At 71.3% G+C, this 15,460-nt stretch carries 12 protein-coding genes; 5 read left to right on the top strand and 7 right to left on the bottom strand.

The genetic code is table 11. The features are described 5' to 3' along the window. The coding region (locus tag RIN75_RS42675) for a TetR/AcrR family transcriptional regulator (protein ID WP_309117813.1) at positions 1-489 on the top strand (489 nt) is incomplete at its 5' end. Between the two features lie 51 nt (positions 490-540). Here RIN75_RS42675 and RIN75_RS42670 read toward each other — a convergent pair. Together RIN75_RS42670 and RIN75_RS42665 are read right to left on the bottom strand one after the other, a co-directional pair. Then, the gene (locus RIN75_RS42670) at positions 541-813 is read right to left on the bottom strand and encodes a GlsB/YeaQ/YmgE family stress response membrane protein (RefSeq protein WP_309117812.1); all 273 of its coding nucleotides are present in this window, start codon (positions 811-813) and stop codon (positions 541-543) included. A gap of 15 nt (positions 814-828) precedes the next feature. Beyond that, the gene (locus tag RIN75_RS42665) at positions 829-1,785 is read right to left on the bottom strand and encodes a sporulation protein (protein ID WP_309117815.1); all 957 of its coding nucleotides are present in this window, start codon (positions 1,783-1,785) and stop codon (positions 829-831) included. Between the two features lie 160 nt (positions 1,786-1,945). On the opposite strand from RIN75_RS42665, the gene RIN75_RS42660 reads away from it, so the two are divergent. Next, on the top strand, positions 1,946-4,918 hold the full coding sequence (locus RIN75_RS42660; protein ID WP_309117811.1) for a carboxyl transferase domain-containing protein: 2,973 nt from the start codon (positions 1,946-1,948) through the stop codon (positions 4,916-4,918). 85 nt (positions 4,919-5,003) lie between these two features. After that, positions 5,004-7,322, top strand: coding sequence for an accessory Sec system translocase SecA2 (secA2, locus tag RIN75_RS42655; RefSeq protein WP_309117810.1), 2,319 nt, complete (start codon positions 5,004-5,006; stop codon positions 7,320-7,322). A gap of 353 nt (positions 7,323-7,675) precedes the next feature. Here the strand turns inward: secA2 and RIN75_RS42650 are convergent, their stop codons facing one another. Further along, positions 7,676-7,945: a hypothetical protein gene (locus tag RIN75_RS42650; RefSeq protein WP_309117809.1), complete on the bottom strand. Its 270-nt coding sequence runs from the start codon at positions 7,943-7,945 to the stop codon at positions 7,676-7,678. 363 nt (positions 7,946-8,308) lie between these two features. On the opposite strand from RIN75_RS42650, the gene RIN75_RS42645 reads away from it, so the two are divergent. Continuing rightward, positions 8,309-9,616 carry a tannase/feruloyl esterase family alpha/beta hydrolase gene (locus RIN75_RS42645; RefSeq protein ID WP_375296101.1) on the top strand — a complete coding sequence of 436 codons (1,308 nt, stop codon included), beginning with the start codon at positions 8,309-8,311 and terminating at the stop codon, positions 9,614-9,616. Between the two features lie 79 nt (positions 9,617-9,695). Here the strand turns inward: RIN75_RS42645 and RIN75_RS42640 are convergent, their stop codons facing one another. Genes RIN75_RS42640 through RIN75_RS42630 form a run of 3 tightly spaced genes read right to left on the bottom strand, consistent with a single transcriptional unit; the run spans position 9,696 to position 13,691 of the window. Continuing rightward, on the bottom strand, positions 9,696-11,546 hold the full coding sequence (locus RIN75_RS42640) for a GAF domain-containing protein (protein ID WP_309117808.1): 1,851 nt from the start codon (positions 11,544-11,546) through the stop codon (positions 9,696-9,698). Positions 11,547-11,550: 4 nt separating this feature from the next. Beyond that, positions 11,551-12,882, bottom strand: a complete 1,332-nt coding sequence (locus tag RIN75_RS42635; RefSeq protein ID WP_309117807.1) for an MFS transporter — start codon at positions 12,880-12,882, stop codon at positions 11,551-11,553. Between the two features lie 44 nt (positions 12,883-12,926). Continuing rightward, the gene (locus RIN75_RS42630; protein WP_309117806.1) at positions 12,927-13,691 is read right to left on the bottom strand and encodes a 3-hydroxybutyrate dehydrogenase; all 765 of its coding nucleotides are present in this window, start codon (positions 13,689-13,691) and stop codon (positions 12,927-12,929) included. 195 nt (positions 13,692-13,886) lie between these two features. Here RIN75_RS42630 and RIN75_RS42625 point away from each other — a divergent pair, with 195 nt between their 5' ends. Further along, positions 13,887-14,021 (top strand): hypothetical protein, encoded by a 135-nt coding sequence (locus RIN75_RS42625; protein ID WP_309117805.1) that lies wholly within the window; start codon positions 13,887-13,889, stop codon positions 14,019-14,021. Positions 14,022-14,090: 69 nt separating this feature from the next. Here the strand turns inward: RIN75_RS42625 and RIN75_RS42620 are convergent, their stop codons facing one another. Beyond that, positions 14,091-15,107, bottom strand: a complete 1,017-nt coding sequence (locus RIN75_RS42620; RefSeq protein ID WP_309117804.1) for an LCP family protein — start codon at positions 15,105-15,107, stop codon at positions 14,091-14,093. Between the last annotated feature and the right edge of the window lie 353 nt (positions 15,108-15,460).

The following is a 15,460-nucleotide window of genomic DNA, read 5'->3' as shown; positions in this document are numbered from 1 at the left end:
ACCACCCGCGACATCGCCGCACAGGCCGGCATGAGCCCGGCGGCGGTGTACATCCACTACCGGTCCAAAGAGGACCTGCTGTTCCAGATCTCGCGCATCGGGCACCGGCGGGCGCTGGAGATGCTGATCGGGGTGACCGAGACCGAGCCGGTGGCCCGGATGGCGGCGGCGGTGAAGGCCTTCTCGTCGTGGCACGCGGAATTCCACCTCACGGCCCGGGTCGTGCAGTACGAACTGACCGCGCTGACGCCGGAGCACCACGCCGAGGTGGTCGAACTGCGCAGGGAGATCGAGTCCGCGATGCGCGGGATGATCGAGGACGGGGTGGCGGCGGGGGCTTTCGACGTGCCGGACGTGCGGGGGGCGACCTTGGCGGTCCTGTCTCTCTGCATCGACGTCGCCCGTTGGTACAAGCCCGGCGGCCGACGCACACCTGAGGACATCGGCACTTTGTACGCGGATTTGGTCCTGCGCATGCTGGGCGCCTGAAACGCGAAAGGGCCTCCCGACCAACATCGGAAGGCCCTTCGTGAAAAGTCCTCAGTGGACTTGTTTGCGCCCGTAGAAGCCGGCGGCCAGGCTGACGCCCACGGCGGCGATCACCACCTGCACGATGATCTCGATCCAGTCGATGCCCGGGGTGTCCTCGACGCCCAGCGCCCGGGCGATGAACGTGCCCAGGAACGCCGCCACGATGCCGACCACGAGGGTCAGCCAGATCGGGATCGCCTGCTTGCCGGGAGCGACGAGCTTGCCGAGGAACCCGATGATGAGACCCACGATCAGAGCGCTGATCACACCGCCGATACCCACGATGCCTCCTGCGGGTTAGTCGCCTTCGAAGAAGTCCCCGATCTCGTCGAGGGCCTCGCCGATAATCATCCCACCGAAAACGCCGGCCGCAGCCCCGGCGACGACCCCACCGGCCCCGATTCCCCCGCCGTGGTGACCGCCGTGGTGACCGCCGTGGTGACCCGGGTAGTGGCCCCCGTGCATGCCGTGACCATGGCTTCCGCGACGGCCGGCCACCTGGTCCATCCACTGGTGGAGGATGGCCGCCCAGTCCGTGCGGATCACCTCATCGTGCGACATGGCGAAGTGCCCGAACGAGTCACCGCCGGCCCGGAACAGGCCGCCGCGGCGGTCCGCCTCCAGCACCACGTAGAGGTGGTGCGGGTCGGTGACGAAGGTCAGCTCGATCTGGCTGATCTTGCTCAGGAACTGCTGCGGCGGCAGGAACTCGATCTCCTGGTAGAACGGCAGCTGCTGCGGCACGCCGTGGATGCGGCCCTGCTCGGAGTCCGCGCGGGTGAACCGGAAGCCCAGCGCGCCGAACGCGTTGAGCACGTGCTCCTGCGAGCGGATCGGGTGCACGGCGACCGGGTCGAGGTCGCCCGGGTCCACCGCGCCGCGCACCTCCAGCTCGGTGCGCAGGCCCATGGTCATGCCGTGCAGGTGCTGGCCGTGCACGACGGTCAGCGGGGTCTCCAGCGGCACCGGGAACTGGAACGGCAGCGCCAGGTTCTGACCCGGGCCGACCTGGATGCGCTGGCCGACGACGATGCGCGCGAACTCGACGTTGCGGTTGTGCTCGCTGTCCCCGCTCTCCACCTCGACCCGGGTGACCAGCGACAGCTTGACCTGGTCGATGTCGGCGGGGTGGTCGCCGCCGGCGATGCGGACCTCGCCGGTGAGCAGCTCGCCGGGCCGGACGTTCGGGTTGGTCAGCACCGTGTCCACGGACGGACCGCCGACTCCGAACGCGCGCAACATCCTCTTGAACACCACGGTGGTCCTCCTGAAACCTTGCGGTTCACGTCCCTGGGGAGCGATTTGTCCCCATGGACGCCTCACTGGGTGGATCGGTTGGCTCTGGACGAACGCTAAGCCGTGGTGCCAGTATGCGACGGCAGTCACATACTAAGCGGTCGCTCAGGAGGTTGCGGTGTCCACGCTGCTCGTCGCCAACCGGGGTGAGGTCGCCGTCCGGGTCCTGCGCGCCGCCGCGGACCTGGGCTGGCGGACCACGGCGGTGTTCACCGACGACGACCCGGGCCACGCCGGCCTCGCCGACCGGGCGGTCCGGCTGCGCGGCGAGGGGCCGGCGTCCTACCTGGACGTCGACCAGTTGCTGGCCGCCGCCGAGGGGTGCCGGTTCGTGCACCCCGGCTACGGGTTCCTGTCCGAGAACGCCGAGTTCGCGCGGCGGTGCGCCGAGGCCGGGCTGACCTTCGTCGGGCCGCCGCCGGAGGTGCTGGGGCTGCTCGGCGACAAGCTGAGCGCCCGCGCGCTGGCCACCGAGGTCGGCGTGCCGGTGCTGGCCGGCGCCACGTCGAACTTCGAGGAGTTCTTCAAGGCGCACGGGGCCGTGATGGTCAAGGCGGTGTCCGGGGGCGGCGGCAAGGGCATGCGGGTGGTGCGGCGGCTGATGGACCTGACCCCGGCCGTCGAGCGGTGCCGGGCCGAGGCGCTGGCCGCGTTCGGCGACGGGTCGGTGTACGTGGAGGAGTTGCTGACGCCCGCTCGGCACATCGAGGTGCAGCTGGTGGGCACGACCGTGCTGGGCGACCGCGATTGCAGCCTCCAGTCCGGCCACCAGAAGCTGGTCGAGATCGCGCCCGCGCCGGGGCTGGACCCGGGCCTGCGTGCCGAGCTGCACGAGGCGGCGGCGGCCATCGCGCGGGCCGTCCGGTACACCGGGCTGGGCACGGTCGAGTTCCTGGTCACGCCCACCCGGTACGTGTTCCTGGAGGCCAACCCGAGGTTGCAGGTCGAGCACACCGTGACCGAGGAGGTCACCGGGCTGGACCTGGTGCGCGCCCAACTCCTGCTCGCGGCGGAGGTCGAGCCGGACCTGACCCACACCCCGCGCGGGGCCGCGATCCAGGTGCGGGTCAACCTCGCGTCCGCCGGTCGGCTGTCCACGTTCGCGCCGCCCACCGGTCCCGGCATCCGGGTCGACACCCACGCCCACCCCGGCTTCCGCGCGGGCCTCGGGTTCGACGCCCTGCTGGCCAAGGTGATCGCCCACGGCGACGACCTGGGCACGGCGTTGCGCCGCGCCCAGCGCGCGCTGGGCGAGTTCGACGTCGACGGCGCGGCGACCAACCTGGGCTTCCTGCGCGGCCTCCTGGACCACCCGGACCTGCTGTCCGCGCACACCGGGTTCGTCGACGAACTGCCCCGCGAGGACCGAGGGCCGCGCGCGCCCGTACAGGGCACTGTGGTCGCCATCGAGAACGGCACGGTCGTCGTCGAGGCGATGAAGATGCAGCACGTGGTGACCGTGGGCGACGGCCGGGTCCTCGTGGAGGTCGGCGAGACCGTGGCCGAGGGGACCCTGCTGGCCGACGGCGGGACCGACGCGACCGAGGAGAAGACCGTCGACGTCGACCTGGACGAGATCCGCCCCGACCTGGCCGAGACCATGGCCCGCCACGACTTCTCCCGCCCGGCGGCGGAGGCCAAGCGGCACGCCCAAGGCCACCGGACCGCCCGGGAGAACATCGCGGACCTGTGCACCGACTTCGTCGAGTACGGCGGTCTGGCGATCGCGGCCCAACGCCGCCGGCGGTCGCTGGACGAACTGGTGGAGCGGACCCCGGCCGACGGCATGGTCGCCGGGGTGGGGCTGGTCGACGGTCACCGCACGGTCGCGTTGTCCTACGACTACGCGGTCATGGCCGGCACCCAGGGGATGCGCAACCACGCCAAGAAAGACCGGATGTTCGCCCTGGCCGAGGATCAACGCCTGCCGGTCGTGCTCTTCGCGGAGGGCGGCGGCGGGCGGCCAGGGGACACCGACCACGGTGTCGTCAGCGGGCTGGACTGCATGGCGTTCCACCTGTTCGCGAAGCTGTCCGGGCTGGTGCCGCTGGTGGGCATCGCCTCGGGGCGGTGCTTCGCGGGCAACGCGGTCCTGCTGGGCACGTGCGACGTCGTGATCGCCACCCGGGACGCCACGATCGGCATGGGTGGGCCGGCCATGATCGAGGGCGGCGGGTTGGGGGTGTTCCGGCCGGAGGAGGTCGGGCCGATGAGCGTGCAGGTGCCCAACGGGGTCGTGGACGTGGCCGTCGCGGACGAGGCGGAGGCGGTCGAGGTCGCCAAGAAGTACCTGTCCTACTTCCACGGGCCGGTGGACACCTGGGAGGCCCCTGACCAGCGAATCCTCCGGCACGCCGTGCCGGAGAACCGGGTGCGGGCCTACGACGTGCGGACCGTGATCGACACGCTGGCCGACACGTGGTCGGTGCTGGAGCTGCGCCGGGAGTTCGGCCGGGGGATCGTCACGGCGTTGGTGCGCGTCGAGGGCAAGCCACTGGGGTTGATCGCCAACGACCCGTCGGTGCTGGGCGGCGCGATCGACGCGGACGCGGCGGACAAGGCGGCCCGGTTCCTCCAGCTCTGCGACGCCTTCGACCTGCCGGTGCTCTCGCTCTGCGACACCCCGGGGTTCATGGTCGGCCCGCAGGCGGAGCGGACGGCCACCGTGCGGCACCTGACCCGGATGTTGGTCGGCGGGGCGAACCTGAGCGTGCCGTTCGGGCTTGTGGTGCTGCGCAAGGCGTACGGGCTGGGGGCGCAGGCGATGGCGGCGGGGAGCCTGAAGGTGCCCCGGTTCGCGGTGTCGTGGCCCAGCGGGGAGTTCGGGCCGATGGGGCTGGAGGGTGCGGTCAAGCTCGGGTTCAAGCGGGAGCTGGACGGCATCGAGGACCCGGCGCAGCGGCGGGAGGCGTTCGAGGCCATGGTCGCGGCGGCGTACGAGCACGGGAAGGCGCTCAACGTGGCGTCGGCGTTCGAGATCGACGACGTGATCGACCCAGCCGAGACTCGACGTTGGGTCACCACCCAGCTACTCGTCGACACGCCACCCAAACGAGACGGGAAGAAGCGCCCGTTCGTCGACACCTGGTGAGTCCACGCCGGCCTGGAGGGGTTTGAGTGAAGAGTCAACCGGGTGACGTGCGGAACGTTGGGCGCGTGCCGTACGTTGCCGTGCCGTGACCACTCTCCTGGGACGGTTCAAGCAGCGGCTGCGCCGGTTCGCGCAGAAGCCCGGCTCCGCCGACCTCGCGCCGTATCGGAAGCTCCTCGCCGAGGTGAACGAGCTGGCCGAGCGGATGGGCGCGCTCAGCGACTCCGAGTTGACCGCCAAGGCGGCCGAGTTGCGGGAGAAAGCGCACTTCGGCCGGGACGAGCTGGTCGAGGTCGTGGCGCTGGGCCGGGAGGCGGCCGACCGGGCGCTCGGGCTGCGGCCGTTCGACGTGCAGATCCTCGGCGCGCTCGGGCTGCTGGAGGGGCACGTGGTGGAGATGGCCACCGGTGAGGGCAAGACGCTCTCCGGCGCCATCGCGGCGGCCGGGTTCGCCCTGCGCGGCGACCAGGTGCACGTGGTGTCGGTGAACGACTACCTCGCCCAGCGCGACGCCGAGTGGATGGGGCCGCTGTACGACCTGCTCGGCGTGTCGGTCGGCTGGATCTCGCAGTCGAGCAAGCCCGAGGAGCGGCGGGCCGCCTACGAGGCCGAGGTCTGCTACGCGTCGGTGTCCGAGATCGGGTTCGACGTGCTGCGCGACCGGCTGGCCGTGGACCAGGCGGACCGGATCGTGCCCGCGCCGCGCGTCGCGCTGGTGGACGAGGCTGACTCGGTGCTGGTCGACGAGGCGCGCGTGCCGCTGGTGCTGGCGGGCTCCACGGCCGGGCCGGCGGTCGACCCGGCGCTGGCGGACCTGGTGAAGCGGCTGCGGCGGGACCTGCACTTCGAGGTGGACGACGAGGAGCGCAACGTCTACCTGACCGGCGCGGGCTCGGAGCTGGTGGAGCGGGCGCTCGGCGGCATCGACCTGTACTCCGACGAGCACGTGTCGACCACGTTGTCCAAGGTGAACGTCGCCCTGCACGCGCAGGTGCTGCTGCACCGGGACGTCGACTACATCGTGCGCGACGGCAAGGTGCACCTGATCAACGACACCCGGGGCCGGATCGCGAAGCTCCAGCGCTGGCCGGACGGGTTGCAGGCGGCGGTGGAGGCCAAGGAGGCGGTGGCCACCACGGACGCGGGCGAGGTCCTGGACTCGGTGACCGTGCAGGCGCTGCTGTCGCGCTACCCCACCGTGTGCGGCATGACCGGCACCGCGGTGGCCGTGGCGGAGCAGCTGCGGGACTTCTACAAGCTGGAAGTGCTGGTCATCCCGTCGAACGTGGAGTGCATCCGGGAGGACGAGGCGCCCCGGCTGTACACGACGCTGGAGCTGAAGGAAGCCGCGATCGTCGAGGAGATCAAGACCGTCCACGAGACCGGGCGGCCGATCCTCGTGGGCACGCTGGACGTGGCCGAGTCCGAGCGGCTGTCGCGCAAGCTCGCGGCGGCGGGGCTGGAGTGCGTCGTCCTCAACGCCAAGAACGACGCCGAGGAGGCCGCGATCATCGCCGACGCGGGGTCGTTCGGGCGGATCACGGTGTCCACCCAGATGGCGGGTCGCGGCACGGACATCCGGCTGGGCGGGCACGAGTCGACCGACCGGGAGCGAATCGCCGAGCTGGGCGGCCTGTACGTGATCGGCACCGGGCGGCACTCGTCGTCGCGGCTGGACGACCAGCTGCGCGGTCGCGCCGGGCGGCAGGGCGACCCGGGCGGGTCGGTGTTCTTCTCGTCGTTGCAGGACGACCTGGTCACGCAGTACGTGCCCGACCACGACGAGCCCGCCGAGGTGGAGGAAGACGGGCGCGTGGTCGACGCGGGCACGCTGCACACCGTGGAGCACGCGCAGCGCGTGGCCGAGGGCGTGCAGCTGGAGATCCACCGCAACACGTGGCGGTACAACAAGCTGATCGAGCACCAGCGGACGTTGGTGCTGGAGTTCCGGGACAAGGTGCTCACCACGGAGCTGGCGTGGGAGGAGCTGTCCAAGCGCAAGCCGGAGCGGGCGGAGGAACTGGAGAACCTCGACCACGAGATCCTGGTGAAGGCGGCCCGGTTGATCGCGCTGCACCACCTGGACCAGCGGTGGAGCGACCACCTGGTGTTCCTGACCGACCTGCGGGAGGGCATCCACCTGCGGGCGCTGGCCCGGCAGAACCCGCTGGACGAGTTCCACCGCGAGGCGATCCCGGCCTACCACCGGATCGTGCCGGACGCGTGGGACGAGGCGGAGGAGACGTTCGCGAAGGTCCAGATCGACGAGGAGGGCGCGCACCTGGCGGAGGCGGGGGTGCACCGGCCGAACACGACGTGGACGTACCTGGTGAACGACAACCCGTTCTCGTCGGGTTTGGAGGAGACCTTCAAGGGCCTGGTGAAGCTGGTCCGCCGGCGGTAGTGCGGAGTGGCGACGCGGGCGGCCCCTGCCGGATTTCCGGCGGGGGCCGCTCGACGTTCCGGCCGGCTGCCACCCGACGTTGTTGGCGGGCGAAGCGGCTCGGCGGTGCGGCGCGGCGCGGGCGGCCCCTGCCGGAGTTCCGGCCGTAGCCGCTCGGCCTTCGCGGCCGGCTGCCACCCGACGTTGTTGGCGGCGAGGCAGCTCGGCGGTGCGGAGGGGCCAGCAGGGGCGGGGCGGGCGGCTCGGCGAGGTGGAGCGGCTGTTGCAGGCCAGCGCTCCCGCGAAGGCCGGCCGGCGTTCCGCGGACCCGTTCCCCGTTCCCGCGTCGGCGCGCCCGGCGGCTCGGGAGGCCGCTACCTCGCGCCGGCGGAGAGCGTCGGTGTGTCCTCGACCGGGTCCGCTTGGCGGGGCAACGTCGTTCGTCTGCCGAGTCTCGCGGCCACGGCCTGCTCGGTCAGCGCGCGGATCTCCGCCAGGATGTCCAGGTGCTCCTGGGACGGCGGCGGGCCGACCAGGTTGGAGTGGTTGAACGCCGTGCGTTCGGCGCGGCGCGCGAGGTTCTGGATGCGCCGGATCAGGTCCGATTCCCGGTCGAGGGGCAAAGAGCTCCGTTGCTCAGTCACCCCGGAAGCGTTCACCTCACGCCGGGTGAACGTAAATCACCTGCTAGTGCGAATTTGGCTGGGGCATCTCAGCTACCCCTCAACTCTGGTAAGAAAACAGCCCGATCGTGCGACTCAAGCCGCCACCGCCGGGCGAACCGGTGGACCGGATGTGCCGCCGAGCCAAGACATCGCGATCGTGCGGCCCGGATGTCGACCGGTTGGCCGTGACCCGTACCGGTGACCCGACCCCGACCGATCACCGATCACCGCACGCGCCCGGGTCCACCGGCCAGGGGTCACCCGGGGTGGCTACCGCCGACACATGAACCCGCAGCGGCATGGTGCGCGGAACCATTACCGCACAACGATCTCCGTCCTACGGTGCGACGGGTGAACATCGCCGTTCCGCTGGTCGCAGCGCTTGTCGCCACGTTGGCGCAGGCCCCGCCCGCCCTCGCCGAGGGCTGCGGTCCCCTGCGCGTTCCCGGTGCCGCACACCAGGAACTGACCCACCTCGACGACCTGTCCACCGCGGGTGGCCGCACGGACCCCGCCGACTGGGCCGGGCTCACCCCCGCCGGCCTGCCCGCGCCGACGCCCGTCGCGGGCACCCAGGTCGACGGCTACTTCCCCGACGACTCCACCTCCAACACCAACCACGGCTGGGCGCACGACTCCCAGTTCGTCATCCGCCTGCCGGAGAACTGGAACGGCGGCCTGGTCGTCGCCGGCTCCCCCGGCGTGCGCGAGCAGTACGCCAACGACCGGGCCATCAGCGACTTCGTCCTGGCCCGCGGCTACGCGTTCGCGTCCACCGACAAGGGCAACACCGGCGCGGCCTTCCACCGCGACGGCGACCGCCCCGGTGACGCGATCGTGGAGTGGAACCGCCGCGTCACCCAGCTCACCGTCGCGGCCAAAGCCGTTGTCGCGCAACGGTACTGCCGCCCGCCCAGCCGCACCCTGGCCACGGGCCTGTCCAACGGCGGCTACCTCGTGCGCTGGCAGTTGGAGAACTTCCCCTGGCTCTACGACGGCGGTGTCGACTGGGAGGGCACGCTGTGGGCCAAGCAGGGCCCCAACCTGCTCACCTTCCTGCCGCCCGCGCTCAAGGCCTACCCGCAGGGCGACAAGGCGTCCGTTATCGCCGCGGGCTTCCCGGCCGAGTCGGAGTTCCTGTGGGACTTCCACCACCGCGTCTACTGGGACCTCACCCAGCGGATCTACCGCGAGGAACTGGACCCGGCGTGGGACGGCGACACCGAGGCCGGCACGCCGTTCTGCGCGCCCGGCACCCCGGCGTGCGACGCGGACTACGACTACGCGTCCCGGCCGCAGGCCCAACGGGCCGTCGCACGCATCGCCCTGACCGGCCGGATCGGCAAGCCGCTGCTGACCCTGCACGGCACCCTGGACACCCTCCTGCCGATCTCCAAGGACTCCGACGTCTACGCCCAGATGATCAAGGACGCGGGCCGCGGCCACCTGTTCCGCTACTACCGGATCGAGGGCGGCACGCACGTCGACGCCCTCTACGACGCCTACCCCGACCGCCTGCGCCCGCTGACCCCGTGCCACCGCACGGCGTTCGCGGCCCTGGAGGGCTGGCTGCGCGGCACTCCCCCGCCGGCCTCGGCGACCGTCGCCCGTCCGCCGGTGGTCTCCACGACGGACTGCGCGCTCACCTGAGCACCCCCGATCGGTCCCGGTCCGACGGGTCGGACCGGGACCGCTGCTCGGCCGCACTGGGGGCGGCCGAGCGGGGGTTTCAGCCGATGATCTTCAACAGCCGCAGGGCCAACTGGACCTCCAGCACCCGTTCCGGTGACTGCCAGTCCTCGCCCAGCAGGCTCGCCACCCGGTCCAGCCGCTGCACCACCGTGTTCACGTGGACGTGCAGCTCGTCCTTGGCCCGGCTCAGGTTCTGCCCGCACGCGAAGTACGCGGTGACCGTCCGGACCAGCTCGGTGCCCCGGCTCGCGTCGTAGTCCAGCAGCGGCCCGAGGGTCGCGCGCACGTACCCGGACACGTCGGCCCGGTCGCCCAGCAGCACCCCCACGAAACCCAGGTCGGCCAGCGTCCCGCCGCTGCCCCGCCGGTCCAGCACGAGCAGCGCCCGCAGGCACCGCACGGCCTCGGCGTGCGCGGCGGCCACCCCCGCCGGACCGGGCGCGGGACCACCCGAACCCACGGTCACCGGCAGGCCGGCCGCCTTGCCCAGCACCCGGGCGACGTCCCGGGCGGCGCCCGCCGGGTCCGCGCCGGGCAGCACCAGCACGACGTGCTCGCCGTGCACGCCCGCGAGCCCCCGCGACGACGACACCAGGTGCGCGGCGGCGGGCAGGATGCGGTCACGCGGGCCGTCCGCGACCAGCACCACGTGCTCCGCGTCCAGGTCCACGCCGACCCGCCGCGCCCGCGCCCTCAGGGCCACCGGGTCGACGTTGGCCGCGAGCAGATCGGTGATCAGCTCGCCGCGGACCTTGTTCTCCGCCTCGGCGACCGTGCGGCGCAACAGCAGCAGCAGCGCGGTCACCACGGACGCGCGTTCGAACAGCCGGCGGTCGGCGTCGCCCAGGTCGGGGCGGTCGGTCAGCGCGATGCTGCCCAGCAGCTCGCGGCCGGCCAGCACCGCGCACACCCACGTGCCGTCCTGCGGGATGGCCCGGCCGGAGGCGCGGGAGGCGTTGGCCGCGGCGCGGGGCGCGAGCGTTTGCGCGGTGCCGATGCGGGCCAGTTCGACGCCCTCGTGGTCGTGCACGACGATCCCGCCGTCGAGGACCTTCGCCACCGCCGCCGCCACCTCGGGCACGTCCGCGCCGCGCAGGACGAGGTCGGTGAGCCGGTCGTGGGCGTCCTCGGCGCGGCGCATGGCCTCGTTGTGGGCGCGGATCGTCTCGCCCGCCGTCCGCGTCTCCTCCAGCAGGTGCGCGGTGTCCAGGGCGATGGCCGCGTGGTCGGCCAGCGACGACAGCAGCGCCACCTCCTCCGGCGGGAACTGGCGGGGCGAGCGGTTGGCCGCGTAGAGCACGCCGATGACCCGGCTGCCCAGCTTCAGCGGCACGCCCAGGATCGCCACCAGGCCCTCGTCGCGGACCGCGGTGTCGATGGTGGTGGTGTGGTTGAACCGGTCGTCGGTCGGGTAGTCGGCGGTCACGTACGGCTGCGCGGTCTGCGCGACCAGCCCGCCCAGGCCCTCCCCCATGCCCAGCTTGAGCTGCTGGAACAACGGGGAGATCGAGCCGTCGGTGACCCGCATGTAGGTGCTGTTCTCACCGGGCGCGTTCATGCTCAGGTACGCGATGTCCGCGCCCAGCAGCTGCCGGGCGCGGCGCACGATCGAGCGCAGGACGGCGTCCGGGTCGCGCACGCCCGCGAGGTCGCTCGCGGTGTCGAACAGGGCTTCCAGCTCGGCCTCGCGGCGGCGGTGCGCGGTGAGCGTGCGGCGGATCTTCAGCGCCCACTGCGTGGCCCGCCCGATCCGGTCCAGGTCGGTGTCGGCCACGCCCGCCGCCCGGGCCGCGGGGAGCACCCGCGCCAGCCGCTCGCTGCTCGCGTCCTCCGCGAGCAGGTCCAGCAGCTCCAGCAGGTGCTCCACCGCGTCGGCCCGGTCGGTCATGCCCTCATGCTGACACCGTCGTGCGCTCGGTGTCGGTCCGGTCCAGCGCAGTCCCGCGGGTCTCCCGCGAGACCAGGACGGCGATCACCGTGAGGACGCACATCGCCAGCACGTACAGCACGATCGGGAACGAGCTCTTGAAGTCCCGCAGCAGGGCCGTGGCGATGATCGGGGCCAGCGCGCCGGCCGCGATCGAGGCGAGCTGGTAGCCGATCGACGCGCCCGAGTAGCGCACCTTCGTGCCGAACAGCTCGGAGAAGTAGGCCGCCTGCGGGCCGTACATCGCGCCGTGCAGGACCAGGCCGACGGTCACCGCGAGCACGATCGGGCCGAACGACTTGGTGTCCAGCAGCGCGAAGAACGGGAACATCCACGCGCCGATGCCGACCGCGCCGATCAGGTACGTGGTGCGCCGGCCGATCTTGTCCGACAGCGCGCCCCACAGCGGGATCGTGACCAGGTGCGCCACCGACGCGATGAGGACCGCGTTGAGGCCGGTGGAGCGGGGCAGACCCAGCGAGGACGTGATGTAGACCAGGATGAACGCGGTGATCACGTAGTAGGACACGTTCTCCGCCATGCGGGCGCCCATCGCGACCAGCACCTCGCGCCAGTGGTCGCGCACCACCGCCACGATCGGCGGCTTCTCCGGCACCTTGACCTTCGCCGCCTTCGCCTGCGCCTCCAGGAAGATCGGCGACTCGGACACGCTCAACCGGATCCACAGGCCGACCAGCACCAGCACGCCGGACAGCAGGAACGGCACCCGCCAACCCCACGACAGGAACGCCTCGTCGCTCTGCACCGCCGCCAGGACCGCCAGCACGGCCGTGGCGAGCAGGTTGCCCATCGGGACACCGGCCTGCGGCCACGACGCCCAGAACCCGCGCCGCTCCGCGCTGCCGTGCTCCGACACGATCAGCACCGCGCCGCCCCACTCGCCGCCCAGCGCGAAACCCTGCACCAGGCGCAGGAACGTCAGCAGCAGTGGCGCGCCGACGCCGATCGCCGCGTACGTGGGCAGCAGACCCATCGCGAACGTCGCGCCACCCATCAGCAGCAAACTCAATACGAGTAGCTTCTTGCGGCCCAGCTTGTCACCGAAGTGGCCGAAGACGAGACCGCCCAGCGGTCGGGCGAGGAAGCCGATGGCGTAGGTGAGGAACGCCAGCAGCGTGCCGGTCAGCTCGTCGGCGGCGGGGAAGAACAGCTTGTTGAACACGATCGCGGCGGCCGAGCCGTAGAGGAAGAAGTCGTACCACTCGATCGTGGTGCCGATCAGGCTTCCTATGACGACCTTGGCGAAACCTTGCTTGGGTGGGGCGGCGTTGGCCATGGCGGGTCACCACTTCGTTGGGGGAGTGTGTTTTTCCGGGGGTGTTACTGGGCGGTCCAGCCGCCGTCGAGGGTGAAGGTCGAGCCGGTGACGTGCGCGGCGTGGTCGCCGCACAGCCAGTGCACGAGGTGCGCGACCTCGTCCGGTTCGACCAGTTCCTTGATGGCGTGCTTGGCGAGCAGGACGTCGGCGACCACGCGCTCGCGGTCGATGCCGTGCGCCCTGGCCTGGTCGGCGATCTGGTTCTCCACCAGCGGCGTGCGCACGTAGCCGGGGCTGACGCAGTTGCTGGTCACGCCGTGCTCCGCGCCCTCCAGCGCGATGACCTTGCTCAGGCCTTCCAGCCCGTGCTTGGCGGCCACGTACGCGGACTTGAAGGCGCTGGCGCGCTGCCCGTGCACGCTGGAGACGTTGACGACCCGGCCCCAGCCCCGCGCGTACATGTGCGGCAGGACGTGGCGGGCGAGGAGGAAGGGCGCGGTCACCATGACCCGCTGGAGGAGGACGAAGCGGTCCGGCGGGAACTCGTGGACCGGGGCGACGTGCTGGAGTCCCGCGTTGTTGACCAGGACGTCGACCTCGGTGGGCAGGTGGCGGGCGGGGTCGTCCTGCGCGAGGTCCACGACGTGGGTCGTGCCACCCAGCTCCTCGGCGATCCCGCGCACCGACTCGTCGCGGTCCACCAGGTGCACCTTCGCACCCGCCGCCGCCAACACCGCCGCACACGCCCGCCCGATGCCGCTGCCCGCCCCCGTGACCAGCGCGGTGCGACCGGCCAGCTGTTGGCTGTGACCCGGGACACTGTTCATGCCCGAAAACGCTAGGTGTCCTGCACCACTCCGCCCATGTCGCACCCGCACACAACCTGCGGGTTTGGGATGTGTTTAGCCAACAGTTAGCGACACGGCCTTGCAGTTCGTCGATACCGCGTGGAATGGGTACCGCCCCATGAGTAGGCTGCGTTGGTCCTATCGGGGGATGAACCAGACTTTGGGGGTCACCAAGTGTCACTCACGCCGATATACGACGACCTGCTGCGCGAGTTCGAGGGCATCATCGAGAGCATCCTCTCGACCGGCACCCCCGAGCCCACCGAGGCCGCCGCCACGCCGGAGCAGGTCGAGTCGGCCGGCAACTGAGCTTCCACACCGAAGGGGCGCCCCCAGCCAGAGCCGGCGGACGCCCCTTCATGCTGTCGGTGTCGGTCGTTACTTGGGCTGCTCCAGCAGGTCCGACGGCACCGGCTCGTCCTTCTCCAGCGCCGCGAACAGCCGCAGCGCCTTCTCGCGGTCCCACTGCACCACGGAGCCGACACCCGGAAACGTGGGCGTGCCGCCGATCGGCACCGTGATGTTGTCCACGCCGCCGCCCATGCCGAACATCATCCCGGCCAGGTTGTGCAGGTGGTCGTCGTCGTCCACGGAGATCGAGTCGGTGGTCGCGAACAGCAGCGGGAACGCCTTGAACGGGTTGGCCAGCGTCCCGAAGCTGGTCGCCTTCTCCGACAGCGCGGACAGGAACTCCCGCTGGTTCTGCACCCGCTGGAGGTCCGCCGTGGCGAACGCCCGGGTCCGCACGAACCCCAGCGCCTGCGCACCGTCCAACTCCTGGCACCCGGGCTGGAGGTCCAGGCCCGCCAACGGGTCCCGCATCGGCTCCTTGATGCACATCTCGACCCCGCCCACGGCGTCCACGATGCCGGCGAACCCGCCGAAGCCGATCTCCATGTAGTGGTCGACCCGGACCCCGGTCGCCCCTTCGACGGTCTGCACCAGCAGCGGCGCGCCGCCGAACGCGAAAGCCGCGTTGACCTTGTTCTTGCCGTTGCCCGGGATGTCCACATAGGAGTCCCGAGGGATGCTCACCAACGTCGCCTTCCCCGAGCCCTCGGGGATGTGCAGCAACATGATGGTGTCCGTGCGCCGACCACCGGCGTCCCCAGTGGACAGATCCGCCTTCTGCTCCTCGGACAGGCCGTCGCGCGCGTCCGACCCGACCAGCAGCCAGTTGGTGCCAGGCGTGTCGGCGGGCCGGCCCTCGTACTCGGGCAACGCGTCGATGCGGCGCAGCGACGAGTCGACGTACACCCACAACCCGATGCCGAAGGCCAGGAGCACGACGAGGACCACCGCGACGATCCGCCCGACTCTCGGCTTGCGGCGCTTCGGCGCCGGCCGCCGGTATGCGGCCTGTTGCTGGTATCCGTGCTGGTAGCCGGCGCTCATGTTCAGCGACCCCGATCCCGTGTGTTGGCTACTGCTTGCAGCTAAAGACGCGGTGTGCGACGAGAGGTTGCCAACCCTAGAGCGTCGAGCACCCCGGAACACCGCCCCACCCCCGTCCACGGGCACCCACCCCGATCTTGCTCTTCGGCGCACACCGCGTGCTTCAGGCGCGCAGCGCCCTTGCTCTTCGGCGCGCAGCGCCGTCGGGCAGTGCCGCCGGGGCACACACCTCAACCCGGGCTTCTTGCTTGTGTCATCCCCGTATGGCCCGCCCGAAGGGCTACCACATTTTTGGCCGGGTGCAGCCGAAAATTTTGTGAGGAACGAGCAAAATTTTTAGCGGCACCCGGCCA

The sequence above is a fragment of the Saccharothrix sp. genome (assembly GCF_031180885.1).
Classification (GTDB): Bacteria; Actinomycetota; Actinomycetes; order Mycobacteriales; family Pseudonocardiaceae; genus Actinosynnema.
Note: the sequence above shows the minus strand (reverse complement) of the source record. Positions and strands in the feature narration are given on the sequence as shown.

Bases quoted from the DNA above. Each gene is read 5' to 3' on its own strand.
- RIN75_RS42635 (WP_309117807.1), bottom strand. From the start codon at position 12,882: ATGGCCAACGCCGCCCCACCCAAGCAAGGTTTCGCCAAGGTCGTCATA.
- RIN75_RS42640 (WP_309117808.1), bottom strand. From the start codon at position 11,546: ATGACCGACCGGGCCGACGCGGTGGAGCACCTGCTGGAGCTGCTGGAC.
- RIN75_RS42620 (WP_309117804.1), bottom strand. From the start codon at position 15,107: ATGAGCGCCGGCTACCAGCACGGATACCAGCAACAGGCCGCATACCGG.
- RIN75_RS42630 (WP_309117806.1), bottom strand. From the start codon at position 13,691: ATGAACAGTGTCCCGGGTCACAGCCAACAGCTGGCCGGTCGCACCGCG.